Annotated in this window: 15 protein-coding genes and 1 tRNA gene; 5 read left to right on the forward strand and 11 right to left on the reverse strand. The window is 42.6% G+C overall.

Annotated elements, in window-relative coordinates; genetic code table 11:
* The first annotated feature begins 67 nt into the window (after window positions 1-67).
* Entirely contained in the window at window positions 68-706 is a 639-nt protein-coding gene (locus CJF29_RS07005; RefSeq protein WP_008021253.1) for an HU family DNA-binding protein, read from the forward strand.
* 108 nt (window positions 707-814) lie between these two features.
* On the opposite strand, the gene CJF29_RS07010 is transcribed toward CJF29_RS07005, so the two are convergent.
* From CJF29_RS07010 to CJF29_RS07035, 6 genes are read right to left on the reverse strand one after another with little or no spacing between them, the layout of a single operon-like run.
* Window positions 815-1825, reverse strand: a complete 1011-nt coding sequence (locus tag CJF29_RS07010) for an FAD:protein FMN transferase (protein ID WP_099146924.1) — start codon at window positions 1823-1825, stop codon at window positions 815-817.
* A gap of 33 nt (window positions 1826-1858) precedes the next feature.
* Entirely contained in the window at window positions 1859-2437 is a 579-nt protein-coding gene (locus CJF29_RS07015) for a manganese efflux pump MntP family protein (RefSeq protein ID WP_099146925.1), read from the reverse strand.
* Between the two features lie 6 nt (window positions 2438-2443).
* Window positions 2444-3193, reverse strand: coding sequence for a DUF6048 family protein (locus CJF29_RS07020; protein WP_176553154.1), 750 nt, complete (start codon window positions 3191-3193; stop codon window positions 2444-2446).
* Complete coding sequence (locus CJF29_RS07025) at window positions 3177-3761, reverse strand: DUF6452 family protein (RefSeq protein ID WP_049703194.1); 585 nt, start codon at window positions 3759-3761, stop codon at window positions 3177-3179. Before CJF29_RS07025 ends, CJF29_RS07020 begins: the two co-directional genes overlap by 17 nt.
* A 21-nt stretch (window positions 3762-3782) precedes the next feature.
* Window positions 3783-4733 (reverse strand): glycosyltransferase family 2 protein, encoded by a 951-nt coding sequence (locus CJF29_RS07030; protein ID WP_099146926.1) that lies wholly within the window; start codon window positions 4731-4733, stop codon window positions 3783-3785.
* Window positions 4734-4765: 32 nt separating this feature from the next.
* The gene (locus CJF29_RS07035) at window positions 4766-5323 is read right to left on the reverse strand and encodes a DUF4199 domain-containing protein (protein ID WP_004316473.1); all 558 of its coding nucleotides are present in this window, start codon (window positions 5321-5323) and stop codon (window positions 4766-4768) included.
* 308 nt (window positions 5324-5631) lie between these two features.
* Here CJF29_RS07035 and CJF29_RS07040 point away from each other — a divergent pair.
* Window positions 5632-5705: transfer RNA gene (locus CJF29_RS07040), tRNA-Thr, on the forward strand.
* A 162-nt stretch (window positions 5706-5867) separates the two neighbouring features.
* Here the strand turns inward: CJF29_RS07040 and eno are convergent.
* The 5 genes from eno to CJF29_RS07065 form a co-directional block, all read right to left on the reverse strand.
* Window positions 5868-7148: a phosphopyruvate hydratase gene (eno, locus tag CJF29_RS07045; protein ID WP_004316472.1), complete on the reverse strand. Its 1281-nt coding sequence runs from the start codon at window positions 7146-7148 to the stop codon at window positions 5868-5870.
* Between the two features lie 179 nt (window positions 7149-7327).
* Entirely contained in the window at window positions 7328-7990 is a 663-nt protein-coding gene (locus tag CJF29_RS07050) for a pentapeptide repeat-containing protein (RefSeq protein WP_099146927.1), read from the reverse strand.
* Between the two features lie 30 nt (window positions 7991-8020).
* Window positions 8021-8398, reverse strand: coding sequence for a fluoride efflux transporter CrcB (crcB, locus tag CJF29_RS07055; protein ID WP_004309778.1), 378 nt, complete (start codon window positions 8396-8398; stop codon window positions 8021-8023).
* An 18-nt stretch (window positions 8399-8416) separates the two neighbouring features.
* Complete coding sequence (locus CJF29_RS07060) at window positions 8417-9193, reverse strand: hypothetical protein (RefSeq protein ID WP_004302049.1); 777 nt, start codon at window positions 9191-9193, stop codon at window positions 8417-8419.
* 10 nt (window positions 9194-9203) lie between these two features.
* Complete coding sequence (locus CJF29_RS07065; protein ID WP_004302050.1) at window positions 9204-10037, reverse strand: M23 family metallopeptidase; 834 nt, start codon at window positions 10035-10037, stop codon at window positions 9204-9206.
* A 268-nt stretch (window positions 10038-10305) separates the two neighbouring features.
* On the opposite strand from CJF29_RS07065, the gene CJF29_RS07070 reads away from it, so the two are divergent.
* The 3 genes from CJF29_RS07070 (at window position 10306) to pepT (ending at window position 15415) form a co-directional block, all read left to right on the forward strand.
* On the forward strand, window positions 10306-12465 hold the full coding sequence (locus tag CJF29_RS07070) for a glycoside hydrolase family 97 protein (RefSeq protein ID WP_074557090.1): 2160 nt from the start codon (window positions 10306-10308) through the stop codon (window positions 12463-12465).
* Between the two features lie 164 nt (window positions 12466-12629).
* Window positions 12630-14039, forward strand: a complete 1410-nt coding sequence (locus CJF29_RS07075; protein ID WP_004302052.1) for an amidophosphoribosyltransferase — start codon at window positions 12630-12632, stop codon at window positions 14037-14039.
* A 152-nt stretch (window positions 14040-14191) separates the two neighbouring features.
* A complete protein-coding gene (gene pepT, locus CJF29_RS07080) occupies window positions 14192-15415 on the forward strand; it encodes a peptidase T (protein ID WP_004302053.1) in 1224 nt (407 codons plus the stop codon).
* The last annotated feature ends 43 nt before the right edge of the window (window positions 15416-15458 follow it).

Here is a 15458-nt window from a genome sequence, read left to right on the forward strand (position 1 = left end):
CAGTCGTCCGAATAGCCGATTAAAGTTGTCCTATGATGAAGTTACACATTTAAATTGATAAGAAGTAATGGCTATTGTGTTTGATTGGTATGAAAATCCTAATGCTTCTTCGGAAGAAGAAGCAGCGTTGCATCCGCGTATCTTTATGAATGGAAAGGTGGATACGGATACTCTTTGTTACAAGATTCATGACTACAGTTCGTTGACTGTGGGCGATGTAAAGAATGTGCTTGATAACTTATCGAAGATTCTTGGCGAGTCGTTGCGTGAGGGAAAAGAAGTACATATCGAGGGGATCGGTTATTTTTATCCCACTTTGGAGGCTACGGGGAAAGTGACTCGCAGCACTCCGCATAAGACTAATAAGGTGGCTTTCAAAACTGTCCGATTTCGCCCTGACAGTAATCTGAAAGGACATTTTGTGGGTGTTCGCGCCAGTCAGTCCAAGTATGTCCGTCATTCGGAGAAGGTGTCAGAGGTGGAGATTGATATGCTGTTGAAAGAATATTTTGCCGAACATCAGATGATGACCCGCCGTGATTTTCAGGAAGTGTGTGGTTTGGCACGTACTACGGCCAAAACGCATTTGGTACGTTTGCGTGGAGAAGGAAAACTGGTGAATATCGGTTTGCGCAATCAGCCGATGTATGTGCCTGCTCCCGGTTATTATGGCGTATCCAGAGATGCGGCACATCCTTCACGGTAATGACTGTGAAGGATGTGAAGAAGCATATTTCTTTGAGTAATCACACGAAACGGTTGATAGCTTGAGACTTATCCTCATGTGAAGAGAATGAAAGAAAAGAAGCGGATCTTATTTCGCTATGTATTTTTTCATTCCTTCCGTGTAGAAAGTATTAAACTCTCCGTTTTCTCCGCTATAAATAAAGTAGGCGTCAATCTCCGGGTTCGCTTTGCAGAAGGCTTCCGCTTCTTCCAGTCCCATCACCATGAAGGCGGTAGCCAGGGCGTCGGCAGTCATACAGTCTTTAGCGATTACGGTGGAAGACAAGATGCTGTGCTGTACCGGATAACCCGTTCTCGGGTCGATGGTATGAGCATATTTCTTTCCGTCTTTGTAATAATAGTTGCGGTAATTTCCTGAAGTTGCCAAGCCTAAATCCGAAATTTCAAGTATTGTTTGTAAGTCTTGGTTTACGGCCAGTGAATCGTCGACGGGCTTATTGATTCCGATGCGCCATAAGCCTTTGGAGGGGTTTTTGCCTTTCACAACCACCTCACCGCCTATATCTACCATATAGTTTTTTATGCCTTTACGGTCGAGCAGTTGCGCAACTACGTCTACCGAATACCCTTTGGCAACGGCACTGCAACTTAGCATGGTACGGGAATCCTGCTTAATGACTTTGCCGTTGTCCATTTTTACCTTTTCATATCCGGTGATTTGCAACAGGCTATCTATCATGATTGAATCAGGAAAAGTGCCTTTTTTGAAACCGAATCCCCAAGCATTGGCAAGGGGGGCTACTGTGATGTCGAAAGCACCGTTTGTCTCGCGGGAAATTTCCATCGAACGGTTGAAACATTTCTGAAAGAAACTATCGGTAACTAATTCTTCGTTGCGGTTGACGCGACTGATAACTGAACTGTCGTTAAATGGAGACAGAGATTGATCGAAGCGTTTCAGTTCAGCTTCTATTTCCGGTTTTAAATCGCCGTCATATTGGTAAGTAATCTTGTATACCGTCCCAAATACCAAACCTTTGACACTGTAATAGCCAGCTTGTTGATTATGCCTGACTAATATCCAGATGGTTGCCAAAACCAGGAAAGCCAGCCAAAGGAAACTTTTCTTTGTTTTCATACGCTCTTCTTTTTGATGAGAAAACTCATTTTATTAGAGAAATAAATGTTCAATTAATATCTTTAGTCCGATGATGACCAGAATGATACCTCCCCATAACTCTGCTTTCAGTTTCCGGGCGATGCCACAGCCACATTGGATACCAAAGATCAACCCGATGAGTGACATGACGAAGGAAACAAGTCCGATGATAAGGATAGGGGACAGGATTTCATTATAATTTTGCACTCCTAAAAAGGCAAACGAAATACCGACTGCCAGCGCGTCGATGCTTGTTGCGACGGCCATAGTGAATACCACTTTCAGACTGGTCGGGTTGAATAGCTGGCAGCACTCTTCTTCTTTGAAAGATTCCCAAATCATTCTGCCGCCAAGGAAGGCAAGAATGGCAAAGGCAATCCAATGGTCTATACTTTCTATGAAATGGCTGAAGCTTTTGGCGAACATCCATCCGATAAAAGGCATGATTGCTTGAAAAAGTCCGAATGTAAAAGCCATGATTAGCATGGGTTTCCATCGGGTACGTTTCAAAATGATACCGCTTGCAATGGAGACAGCGAAACAATCCATCGCCAGACCTATTGCAAGCAACCAAATCTCTAGTCCTGTCATTATATTCTAAAGAGGCAATTTGTAAATAAGGGAATAAGTGATTCCCATATTGTTTGATTTAAATTTTCCGTAGCCGGGCACGTACCATGGATTTCCATATTCTCCGGTAGATGCTTTGGTTTTGTATTTCATACGTACCGACCACCCCATGTTAAAGTTTTTGTAGATACGTACTTTAACGCCTAAAACAATTTCCAGCCATTGCACGGAGCCTTTCATTCCCAAGTGGCTGAAAGGTACGCTTCCGCCCCAGTAACCATCTCCTAAACTGGGGTTACCTACTGCATCTCCCCAGATGGGATCGTCCGCCGGCATTGTGGAAACGTCATATTTAAATGAACTGAATGCATAGCGAAGTCCTGCATATAAGTAGCTGTTCTTCTCTTTCTTCTTTGCCATGGTGTTGTAATCCACACCGATTCGGAAGAATGGAGCCATTTTGCTCTTATAGTGTATGCCTGTTTCGCTCCAGGTATCTGTTCCTCCCATACCAAACTCAAAGGTAGGGATGAATTTATTTTTAAGATTGACGGTCACACTGACTTCGGAACTCATAAAGTCGCCTCCCAGAAGCTTGCTTCCGATGCCGTATAAATCCACACCGATATACGTACCATTGTAAAGTGGAATGGTATCTATCTCGGCAACCTCTTTCTTTTTCTGATCTCTTTTGGGTGTTTGCGTAGGCCGCTGTTGTTGGGCCAGCAACGGAAGTCCAATGCAAAAGAGCAGGAGCAGACTAATTAGTCGTTTCATCAGGTGTGCGTTCTGGCCGATAATTATAGAATATCTGCAAGTTCTGGATTTCATTTGTATTGGCTTCTTTATTTTGTATATGAAGAGAATCTATTTGGTCCGGTTGTCCATTGCCATACGGAGGAGGAAGACCGGGTCTTCCGGGTTTGCCAAATTTGGCACTGATGATGTTTTGTTTCATCATATATCCACATTCCATGGATTGGAAATAAGGCGTATTCTGTTGTACAATGTATAATGTGTCAACATCATCTTTTTTACGCTTTGGATCATATCTGAATATGAATACAGTAGAGTCACTTGTATATCGTAGTGGAAGCATTAACGTATGCACATTCTTTTCATTGTTCAGAATGATAGAGTCGGTGCCTAATGCGGTGATTGTCAACGAATCGAGCGTGTCTTTTAGTGCAATATTAGGGTTGTCCGGATCGATGGTATATATCGTGCAATACATCATCGGACGTCCTGCTAATGAGCAATCGTTCTCGTCCGAGCACGAGGTATGAATGCTGACAGCACCGCCAACGATTATCAATAGGAGAAAGATACGAATTAAATTCTTCATAGTCAGTTTATTGAATGTGAATCAAATTTTCTTTTCTATCTGATAGTTATTCCGTTCCGGTGCATTGCGCGAGATGAGTTCGCCAAGGAATCCGGCTAAGAATAATTGCGTACCTATAATCATTGCCGTAAGTGACAAATAGAAATAGGGAGAGTCGGTCACCAGTCGGTAGGGGAGACCGTTGTACATGGCATATAGTTTACTGGCACCTACGATGATGACAGAAATCATTCCTGTCAGAAACATCAATGATCCCAACAGTCCGAAGAAATGCATCGGCTTGATGCCGAATCTGGAGAGGAACCAAAGAGAGAGTAAATCCAGATACCCGTTTACGAAACGGTTCAGTCCGAATTTTGTTGTGCCGTATTTACGCGCCTGGTGGTGTACCACCTTTTCACCGATTTTCTTGAATCCGGCGTTCTTTGCCAAATAAGGTATATAACGATGCATCTCACCGTACACTTCGATATGTTTTACGACCTCTTTGCGATAGGCTTTCAATCCGCAGTTGAAGTCGTGCAGGTTTTTGATGCCTGATACTTTGCGGGCAGTAGCATTAAACAACTTGGTGGGCAGTGTCTTTGAAATTGGATCATATCTCTTTTGCTTCCAGCCGGATACCAGGTCGTAGCCATCCTTTGTAATCATCCGGTAAAGTTCGGGGATTTCGTCTGGGCTATCTTGTAGGTCCGCATCCATCGTTATGACTACGTTTCCTTCCGCTTCAGCGAATCCACAGTAGAGTGCAGGTGATTTACCGTAGTTACGGCGGAATTTGATCCCTTTTACATGTTCCGATTGAGCTTTAAGCTTTTCGATCACTTCCCATGAATGGTCGGTACTTCCATCGTTAACGAAAATCACTTCGAATGAGAATCCGTTGGCTTGCATTACCCGTTCTATCCAAGCATAGAGTTCGGGTAGTGACTCTTCTTCATTGAATAATGGGATTACAACTGATATATCCATTTTTTTATTACTAATTACTTACGAATTACAAATTACGATTGAGACACTCCGTCATTTTCCGATTTGGCCTTTTTCATTACCATCAATGCGGTAGGAATGGCCAGGATGCTTCCCCAAAATACATCCCATGACAATAGTTGCATGGTGATATTGATGGAAGTAAGTGAACGGGCGGTATCTATCGTTTCTTTTATAACTTCTTTGTTTTCTATCAGAGCCGGGGTGTTGGTCATCAGTTCGTCCCACAACTGGATGTAAGAGTTGATGATAAATCCATGATCGATGAATTGGAAATAGGCGTAGTGAGCCACAGCTACCAGCAGAGAAGCAAACATATACATAAATATGGTAAAGAGCATGGCATGTGAAAATTGGATACTTCCTCCGCAAATCTTATCCCGGTACATTTTCGCATAGTGATATCCGATGAAAGGTACGGACAATGTCAGGATTACAAATAAAAGCGAAAGGAAAGGTATGTGGAATCCCAGCGGAAATAATATGAACTTCAATATCCAGTAGATTCCCATATACGTGCCAAAATGCATGGCATATTTTTGTAAATAGCTTCTGTTCTCTGTCATCTTCATTTATAAATTGCGCACAAAGGTACAAATAATATCGGTTGGTAGGGGAAATCTGGTTGTTAAAGTTAATAAAGCAGAGGAAGTTGCTGTCTGAATATTTTTTTGCAATTTTAATTGCCTGAAATGTAGCCTGTTAGTCTTTTGTTAGTAAAAAAGTTGTCTGCAGCTATTGCAGAATACATAAAAATGTCTACCTTTGCAACCGCAAAACGGGTAAGTCCTATACGGCCAGCTCCCTTCGAATCCTCCAGGGCTTGATCGCAGCAAAGGTAGTTGGTTGTAGCGGCGCGATATAGATAGCTTACCCACCCGCCTCTTTAGCTCAGTTGGCCAGAGCACGTGATTTGTAATCTCGGGGTCGTTGGTTCGAATCCGACAAGAGGCTCAAAAAAGGATATATAACAAATCCAAGAAAAAAGCATTCAGGTATTAGTCTGGATGCTTTTTTTCTTTTTATACCTTTTATTAAGAGGGTAAACAATGTAAAAGAGGTGCGTCAAAAAAAAGTTCTTGACACACCTCCTTTAGTTTTATAGGGATTCAGTTTTTACTTGATTCTCTTGTATCCATACACAGCCAAATCGCCCAATTCCTCTTCAATGCGGAGTAACTGATTGTATTTAGCCATACGGTCTGAGCGGCTTAAAGAACCTGTCTTGATCTGTCCGCTGTTAGTAGCTACTGCGATATCAGCGATAGTAGCATCTTCTGTTTCACCCGAACGGTGAGAAGTAACAGTAGTGTATCCATGACGGTGAGCCATTTCGATAGCGTTCAGTGTTTCTGTCAGCGAACCGATTTGGTTTACTTTAATCAGGATAGAGTTGGCACAGCCTTTTTCGATACCCATTGCAAGGAAATCTACGTTGGTTACGAACAAGTCGTCACCTACCAGCTGGCAACGGTTGCCGATGCGTTCGGTCAGCTTTTTCCAGCCTTCCCAGTCGTTTTCGTTCATACCGTCTTCGATAGAGTCGATAGGGAATTTGTTGATTAGTTCTTCCAGGTAGTCAACTTGTTCTGCGGAAGTGCGTTTCTTACCTTTTTCACCTTCAAACTTGGTATAATCGTAAATACCATCGTGGTAGAATTCGGAAGAAGCACAGTCCATACCGATCATAACGTCTTTGCCCGGTTCGTATCCTGCAGCTTTGATAGCGGCCAGAATAGAATTCAAAGCATCTTCCGTACCTTCGAGGTTAGGTGCGAAACCACCTTCATCACCTACAGCAGTGCTAAGGCCACGGTCTTTCAAGACTTTCTTTAAAGCGTGGAATACTTCAGCACCCATGCGCAGACCTTCTCTGAAAGAAGGAGCACCTACGGGGCGGATCATAAATTCCTGGAATGCGATCGGAGCATCGCTATGTGAACCACCGTTGATGATGTTCATCATCGGTACAGGCATTACATACGTATTTGTTCCACCGATATAGCGGTATAGAGGAAGGTCCAGATAGTTGGCAGCAGCTTTAGCTACGGCAAGAGATACGCCGAGAATAGCGTTAGCACCTAAATTCGATTTAGTCTTAGTGCCGTCCAATGCCAGCATTGCGTAGTCGATACCTCTCTGATTGAGTGAAGACATACCAATCAGCTTCGGAGCGATGATTTTATTTACATTATCAACCGCTTTTTGTACTCCTTTTCCACCATAGCGCTGTTTGTCACCATCGCGAAGCTCCAATGCTTCGTGTTCACCTGTGGAAGCGCCTGATGGTACAGATGCACGTCCCATAATGCCGGATTCCAATACTACGTCAACTTCTACTGTGGGGTTACCTCTTGAATCGAGAATTTCTCGAGCTACAATTTTTTCAATTTTCATCGTTTCTATTGTTTTTGAATAAGATTTCTGCAAAAGTACGGACTTGACGGGGAGTGAGAAATCACTATAAATAGGTATTCTTTTTGTGCCTATTCCCTATATGTCGTTAGTCCGACCTTATACTATAACAACGGGACGATGCTTTTTGTTTGAGTGCGGCGGGGTGAATTTGCAGGATTTTAATCTTCGATAATAACCCCTAACAGTGGAAGCAAATCCATTGCTTGCAGGGAAGTGATGACAGCCCCTTTCAGATCGCTGATGTTAAGCGTGATTCCGCTGATACGGGAAGTGCGCAAATCTATTCCGCGAAGCGGAGCGTGTGAAAAATCGGCTTCTACGAGATCACAACTCTCAAATGCGACGGATGAAAAACGGCAGTCGTTCAGACTTCCGTTGCGGAGCTGGCTGTGTGCAAAACGTACCTGGTTCATTTTACTCATAGCCAGATTGATATAACCTGCGTTGCAGTCATGCAGCAAGACGTGATTCATCGTTGTTTCCGATAAATTGGTACCCAATAGCTTGCAGGAAATGAATTCTACCCGGTAGAGCGAACTTTCAGCGAAAGAAATGTTGGATAAGTCGCAGTTCTCGAACCTGACATCGGTCAGTTGGGAGGAACGGAATTTACATTCGCTGAATGTCTGATGCTGAAAGGTGCAGTTTTTGAAACTTTTATAAGATTTGTCGATGCCTTCTTCTTTTCTTTTGCAGAATAAAAGATGAGAGACGGTTTCTTCTCTGTCGAGCCATTTCTGTAGGGTAATAGTACTGACTTCCTGTTCTTCCATCATGGGAGGAACAACGCGGACGGGTTCGGTTGGGCTTCTTTTAATCATGGCGTAAAGGTAGGATTTATATTCGAATTATTAAATCTGTTTTCCCACATATCCGCCGGCTAACGTTGCGGCTAATCCTATTCCTATACTTAATAATGTATATAGAACAAATGCTCCGTAAAATTCTCCTTTCAGCAGACCTACGCCGTCACTGGAGAAAGTAGAGAACGTTGTGAAACCTCCACATAAACCCGTTGTCAGAAACAAACGGACCTCGAACGGAAGGTGGAATCGCTCTGAAAGGGCATAGAACAAACCGATGAGAAAACTGCCGAGAAGATTGACCGTGAAAGTGGCCCATGGAAAATGATAAGGGACGATTCGTTCGTGCATTAACAACTGGATGAAATAACGCAGTGCACTACCGGTTCCTCCACCGATAAAGATATAGATAACTTCTTTACTCATTTGATTGAAAGATTGATATTATTTGTAGGCGGCTTCAAAATCCTTTTCGAATTGCTGGAAGCCTCCGGGATAAACAAGATTGATTTGTTCTGAAACGGTTGACGGATCATTTTTGTTTTGCAGAACGGATATGAACTTTTTGAATATCTCGCGGGGAACGCTCTCTATCCAGAAGGTGACAAGCGCGTGCGAAAGGATATAAGAGTATTGCTCGTCCGTCATTTGCTGTTTCATAAATTTGCCCTGGCTGCTATTTAAAAACGTAGGAAGGTTTACTTCTCCCAGCATGTACATCGTCCGGACCCTCCCTTGTTCGTATTCGGTAAATGTGTGGCGGACTGCTTTTTTGTGAATGGTGCAATGTTCGAAGTACTCCGACAGTCCTTCGTTAAGCCAGCTTGGAGGACGCTTGCCGAGAATCTGCGAAACGAAATGATGACTCAGTTCGTGATAGATGATGGCAAGACTTCTCTCCCGTCCATTCTCCCGTCCTAAGATGACTGCCTTTTGTAGCTTAGGTGAGTATGCACCGCTTGCCTTGATAGGAAGAGACACATTGATACTTTCTAAGTAATCGATTGCTTCTCTTCTATTTTCAAATACATATAGTTGAAGGCTAAGCGTATCGGGCAGTCCGAATTGTGAATAGAAATCAACCTCATGTTGAAGAAACTGTTCTATCTTCTTCCGGTCTTTGTCGGGAAGCGGGTCACCGCCATATTCCACTTTTACGGTTTGGGCATGAAGCAAACCGCAGAAAAAGAAGACCGGGAAGAAAAGTAAAAATATGCGCATGATACATCTATTATTTCAGGTTGTGTAGCTTCATATATTTCTTTTTATCACGTTTACTCATGTCCTGCATGATAAGGTCATGGTCGGTCACAGCCTGATAGATGGTTTTCTCTTCCGGTTTCACATCTCCTTCAGTTGTGCGGAATACAGGAATAAAGTGAGAGTAAGGGTATCCGGATGATAATCCTCCTTTGAACTTATTTTCATCCAGAAAAAAGAAGGAGATGGCAGCACCTGTGGGGCCTGCCTTTCCTATGGCTTGTCCAACTTGTACTTCTTCGCCCGGTTCGATAAAATTCTCATTCATCACCAGATAGGCTGCAAAAGTCTGATCGGGATGATAGATGAGCAGCTGTTGCGGGTTGGTGGTTTTACAGGCTATTCCGCTGCGGGTGGCGTAGATTGTATCACCTTGTTTGATGTGAAAATTCAAGGTCTTGAATGGTTCACGCGGATCGGTTTTCCAGGCTGTCTTTTGATTGTTCTTTACGGGTAAGGCATAAGGAGTCTGAATATTGAAATCTTTAGGAAATTTGCCCCGGCAGAACGTATAAGAAGAGGCACTTTTAAACGGATTGTCTACCTGTGCGTTCTTTTCTATTTTAAATATAGTGTTTTTTCCGTTACTTAAATTGTAGGAACGGTCGTTGGCACGATACAGATAATAGTCGCAATAGTCTTCATTGTAGTAATTGAGTTCGGTAGTTCCCTGAGCATCTTTTTCCCATTTTGACTCGATGATACCGTATGGACGTTCCAGCAGTTTACGTAAAGACTGCGCGGAAGTGTAGCTGGCGGACAATGTGAAAATCAATAGAGCGATCAATTTAAGGTGCTGTGCCATATTCTAAATAGTAAAGTGTTTATTGATATAGTTGGGATAATACGTTGCAAATATAGAAAGATTATGTAATATGCGTCTTTAATCCTTTTAATTTCTTCACCATAGACACTATGTTTTTTCTAGCTTCTGGATTTGTTATCTGCTTTATATTTAAATGTTTATCCCGTTTTAACTTCTATATCCTTCTATATTTTCTTTATAAAGAAAAACACCTCTATTGTTTCCTGTCTATCTTTGCCATACGATTATTAACTAACTCATTTATATCATGAAGAACATGAAAATAGGAACTGCAATATGGGTCTGCCTGTTGCTCTCTTTTTTCTTCGGCACATCAGCAAAGGCCGAAAGTATCACTTCTCCTGACGGACAATTAAAACTTAATTTCTCTGTCAACACGCAAGGAGAACCGGTGTATGAACTCTCTTATAAAGGAAAAGAGGTGATTAAACCTTCGAAACTGGGACTGGAATTGAAAAATGATCCCGGACTGATGAATGGATTCACTCTGGCCGATATTAAAACTTCTGCTTTTGATGAAACATGGGAACCGGTGTGGGGAGAGGTGAAATCGATCCGCAACCATTATAATGAAATGGCTGTTACCCTGAATCAAAAGGCGCAAGATCGTAATCTGATTATTTGTTTTCGTCTTTATAATGATGGCTTGGGGTTCCGCTATGAGTTCCCGCAGCAAAAGAATCTGAATTACTTCGTTATAAAAGAAGAACATTCGCAGTTTGCTATGGCCGGCGATCATACGGCATTCTGGATTCCAGGCGATTATGATACGCAGGAATATGATTATACCGAATCCAAGCTTTCTGAAATTCGCGGATTGCTGCAGGGTGCAATTACCGGCAATGCTTCTCAAACATCTTTCTCTCCAACGGGGGTACAAACGTCCTTGCAAATGAAGACGGCCGATGGGTTATATATCAATCTGCATGAAGCGGCTTTGGTTGATTATTCTTGTATGCATCTGAACCTTGACGATCAGAATCTGATTTTTGAATCATGGTTGACTCCTGATGCAAAAGGGGATAAAGGTTATATGCAAACGCCTTGCCGTTCACCTTGGCGCACGGTGATTGTCAGTGATGATGCTCGTGATATTCTGGCTTCCAAATTGACTTTGAACTTGAATGAGCCTTGTGCCTACGAAGATGTTTCTTGGATTAAGCCGGTGAAATACATCGGTGTGTGGTGGGAAATGATTACCGGAAAAAGTTCATGGTCGTACACGGATGATGTTTATTCTGTGAAACTGGGACAGACGGATTATTCCAAAACAAAACCGAGCGGGCGTCATGCAGCCAATAATGACAAAGTGAAGCGTTACATTGACTTTGCTTCAGAGCATGGATTCGACCAGATCTTAGTGGAAGGCTGGAATGAAGGATGGGAAGACTGGTTCGGAAATTCGAAGGATTATGTCTTTGATTTCGTAACTCCGTATCCTGATTTTGACGTGAAGATGCTCAATGCGTATGCAAAGGAAAAAGGAGTGAAGCTGATGATGCATCACGAGACTTCCGCTTCTGTACGTAACTACGAGCGTCATCTTGATAAAGCCTATCAGTTTATGATAGATAACGGATACAATGCTGTGAAGAGCGGGTATGTAGGTAATATTATTCCGCGTGGAGAACATCATTACGGACAGTGGATGAACAATCATTATTTATATGCGGTGGAAAAAGCGGCCGAATATAAGATCTGTGTAAATGCTCACGAAGCAACCCGTCCGACAGGATTATGTCGCACATATCCGAATCTGATCGGTAATGAATCGGCTCGTGGCACGGAATATGAAGCCTTTGCAGGGAATAAGCCGTTCCATACCACCTTGCTTCCTTTCACCCGTCAGATTGGTGGACCGATGGATTATACACCGGGTATCTTTGATACAAAACTTTCTTTCCTGTCAGGCGACCACAGTTTTGTACGTACAACTTTGGCAAAACAGTTGGCACTTTATGTAACGATGTACAGTCCTTTGCAAATGGCAGCCGACCTTCCGGAGAGTTACGAACGTCACATGGATGCATTTCAATTTATCAAGGATGTAGCCGTTGATTGGGATGACAGCAAGTATCTGGAAGCGGAACCGGGAGATTATATTACCGTAGCACGTAAGGCAAAAGGTACTGATAACTGGTTTGTAGGTGGTATCACCGATGAGAATCCCCGTACTTCTGCTTTTACACTTGATTTTCTCGAACCGGGAAAACAATATGTAGCTACTCTTTATGCTGACGGAAAGGAGGCGGATTTTGAAAAGAATCCTACTTCTTACCAGATAAAAAAAGGACTTGTTACAAACAAGAATAAGATGTCTGTGAAGCTGGCACGTAGCGGAGGATTTGCAGTAAGTTTGATTGAAGCAACTCCCGCTGACTTGAAAACGATCAAGAAATGGAAATAAGATTCCGGTAAAAAGATTGTTTCCGGATTCCCCGCTTTTTAATAAATATTAGTTGTGCTTCGCAAAGAAAACTAAAACTTTGCGGAGCGCTTTTTTTATAGGACGAATTCTTTTTTGTACTTTTGCGCCATCTTTTTTAAAACATCATCAATAAAGAGAACAACATGGGAGGTTTTTTCGGAACAGTCTCGAAAACTAGCTGCGTGACTGATTTATTCTACGGCACAGATTATAACTCACATTTGGGTACCAAGCGAGGAGGACTCGCAACATACAGTGAGGAAAAAGGTTTTATACGCTCCATTCACAATTTGGAAAGTACTTATTTCCGAACCAAGTTTGAAGGAGAACTGGACAAATTCAAAGGAAACGCCGGCATCGGCATCATTAGCGACACAGACGCACAACCTATCATCATCAATTCTCACCTCGGGCGCTTCGCCATTGTCACAGTCGCTAAAATAGTCAATATCCAGGAATTGGAAGAAGAACTTCTCAGTCAAAACATGCACTTCGCCGAACTTAGTTCGAGCAACACCAACCAGACGGAACTTATCGCATTACTTATTATACAAGGCAGAACTTTTGTGGAAGGTATCGAAAATGTGTTTAAGCACATTAAGGGTTCTTGTTCGATGTTGCTTCTGACGGAAGATGGTAGTATCATCGCTGCCCGTGACCGATGGGGACGTACTCCGGTGGTGATTGGAAGGAAAGACGGTGCTTATGCTGCAACGAGCGAATCGTCCAGTTTTCCGAATCTGGATTATGAGATTGAGAGATATTTAGGTCCCGGTGAGATTGTCCGTATGTATGACGATCATGTTGACCAGCTTCGCAAGCCCAATGAGGATATGCAGATTTGCTCGTTTTTGTGGGTGTACTACGGTTTCCCGACTTCTTGTTATGAAGGAAAGAATGTAGAGGAAGTGCGTTTCACCAGCGGATTGAAAATGGGACAGACAGATGAATCGGAAGTGGATTGTGCTTGCGGTATTCCTGATTCGGGAGTGGGTATGGCTTTAGGATATGCCGAAGGAAAGGGGGTTCCTTACCATCGTGCTATTTCAAAATATACACCGACATGGCCTCGTAGCTTCACTCCGAGCAATCAGGAGATGCGTTCGCTTGTTGCTAAGATGAAGTTGATTCCCAACCGTGCCATGCTGCAAAATAAACGTTTGTTGTTCTGTGACGATTCAATCGTGCGGGGAACTCAATTACGTGACAATGTGAAGATTCTGTATGATTATGGAGCAAAAGAGGTGCACATGCGTATCGCTTGTCCACCATTGATTTATGCTTGTCCGTTTGTTGGTTTTTCGGCTTCTAAAAATGCATTGGAGTTGATTACCCGTCGTATTATCAAGGAACTGGAAGGGGATGAGAATAAGAACCTGGAGAAATATGCTACTACCGGTTCTCCGGAATACGATAAGATGGTTAGTATTATTGCAGAGCGTTTCGGTCTCAGTTCATTGAAGTTTAATACACTGGAAACGCTGATTGAGGCTATCGGATTACCTAAATGCAAGGTTTGTACACATTGCTTTGATGGTAGCAGCCATTTTTAAAGTAGTCAAATAGGATATTTAAGTATCCGGATAAAAGTATACAATAAAAAGAGCCGTGAATTGCTTTGTAATTCACGGCTCTTTTTTTACCTTTACGGCACTATAAACTATCAATTTGTAAATTGTAATTAGTAACTTGTAATTAAAACAATATGACTTTAGTAGACAGATTTTTAAAGTATGTAAGCTTCGATACACAATCTGATGAATCGACAGGGCTTACTCCAAGTACTCCGAAGCAGATGATTTTTGCTGAATACTTGAAAAAAGAGTTGGAATCTTTGGGATTGGAAGATATTACTTTGGATGAGCATGGCTATCTTTTTGCTACACTTCCTGCCAATATAAATAAAGAAGTACCCACTATCGGGTTTATTGCCCACATGGATACAAGTCCTGATATGACGGGTAAAGATGTCACTCCGCGCATTGTGGAAAAGTATGACGGTTCGGATATTGTGCTTTGTGCTGAAGAGAATGTAGTCCTTTCTCCATCACAATTCCCGGAATTGCTGGATCATAAGGGAGAAGACTTGATTGTAACCAACGGAAAAACGTTGCTTGGTGCTGACGATAAAGCCGGGATTGCGGAAATTGTATCTGCAATGGTGTATCTGAAGGAACATCCGGAAATCAAGCACGGAAAAATCCGTATCGGCTTCAATCCGGACGAAGAAATTGGTGAAGGTGCTCATAAATTTGATGTAGAGAAATTCGGTTGCGAATGGGGATATACGATGGATGGAGGTGAAGTAGGGGAGTTGGAGTTTGAGAACTTTAATGCTGCTGCCGCAAAAATAACCTTTAAAGGACGTAATGTGCATCCGGGATATGCCAAGGATAAGATGATTAACTCTATCTATCTTGCCAATCAGTTTATTACGATGCTTCCCTCACAGGAAAGACCGGAACATACGACCGGCTATGAAGGATTCTATCATTTGATTGGTATTCAGGGGGATGTGGAGCAAAGCACTGTGTCTTATATCATCCGCGATCATGACCGTGCAAAATTTGAGAACCGTAAAAAAGAGATAGAACGTCTGGTAGCTCAAATGAACGCTGAATATGGAGCTGGTACTGCGACACTCGAACTGCGCGACCAGTATTATAATATGCGTGAGAAAATAGAACCGGTAATGCACATCATTGATACTGCTTTTGCAGCTATGGAAGCCGTGGGTGTGAAACCGAATGTAAAACCGATTCGTGGAGGTACGGATGGTGCGCAGCTTTCTTTTAAGGGATTGCCTTGTCCGAATATCTTTGCCGGTGGTCTGAATTTCCACGGTCGTTACGAATTTGTGCCTATCCAGAATATGGAGAAAGCAATGAAAGTGATCGTAAAAATAGCAGAACTGGTGGCTTCCAAATAAAAAGACGGTAAGCTCCGGTAATACTTAATACCTGATACTTAAA

It is taken from the genome of Bacteroides celer, from assembly GCF_002632415.2.
Lineage (GTDB): Bacteria > Bacteroidota > Bacteroidia > Bacteroidales > Bacteroidaceae > Bacteroides.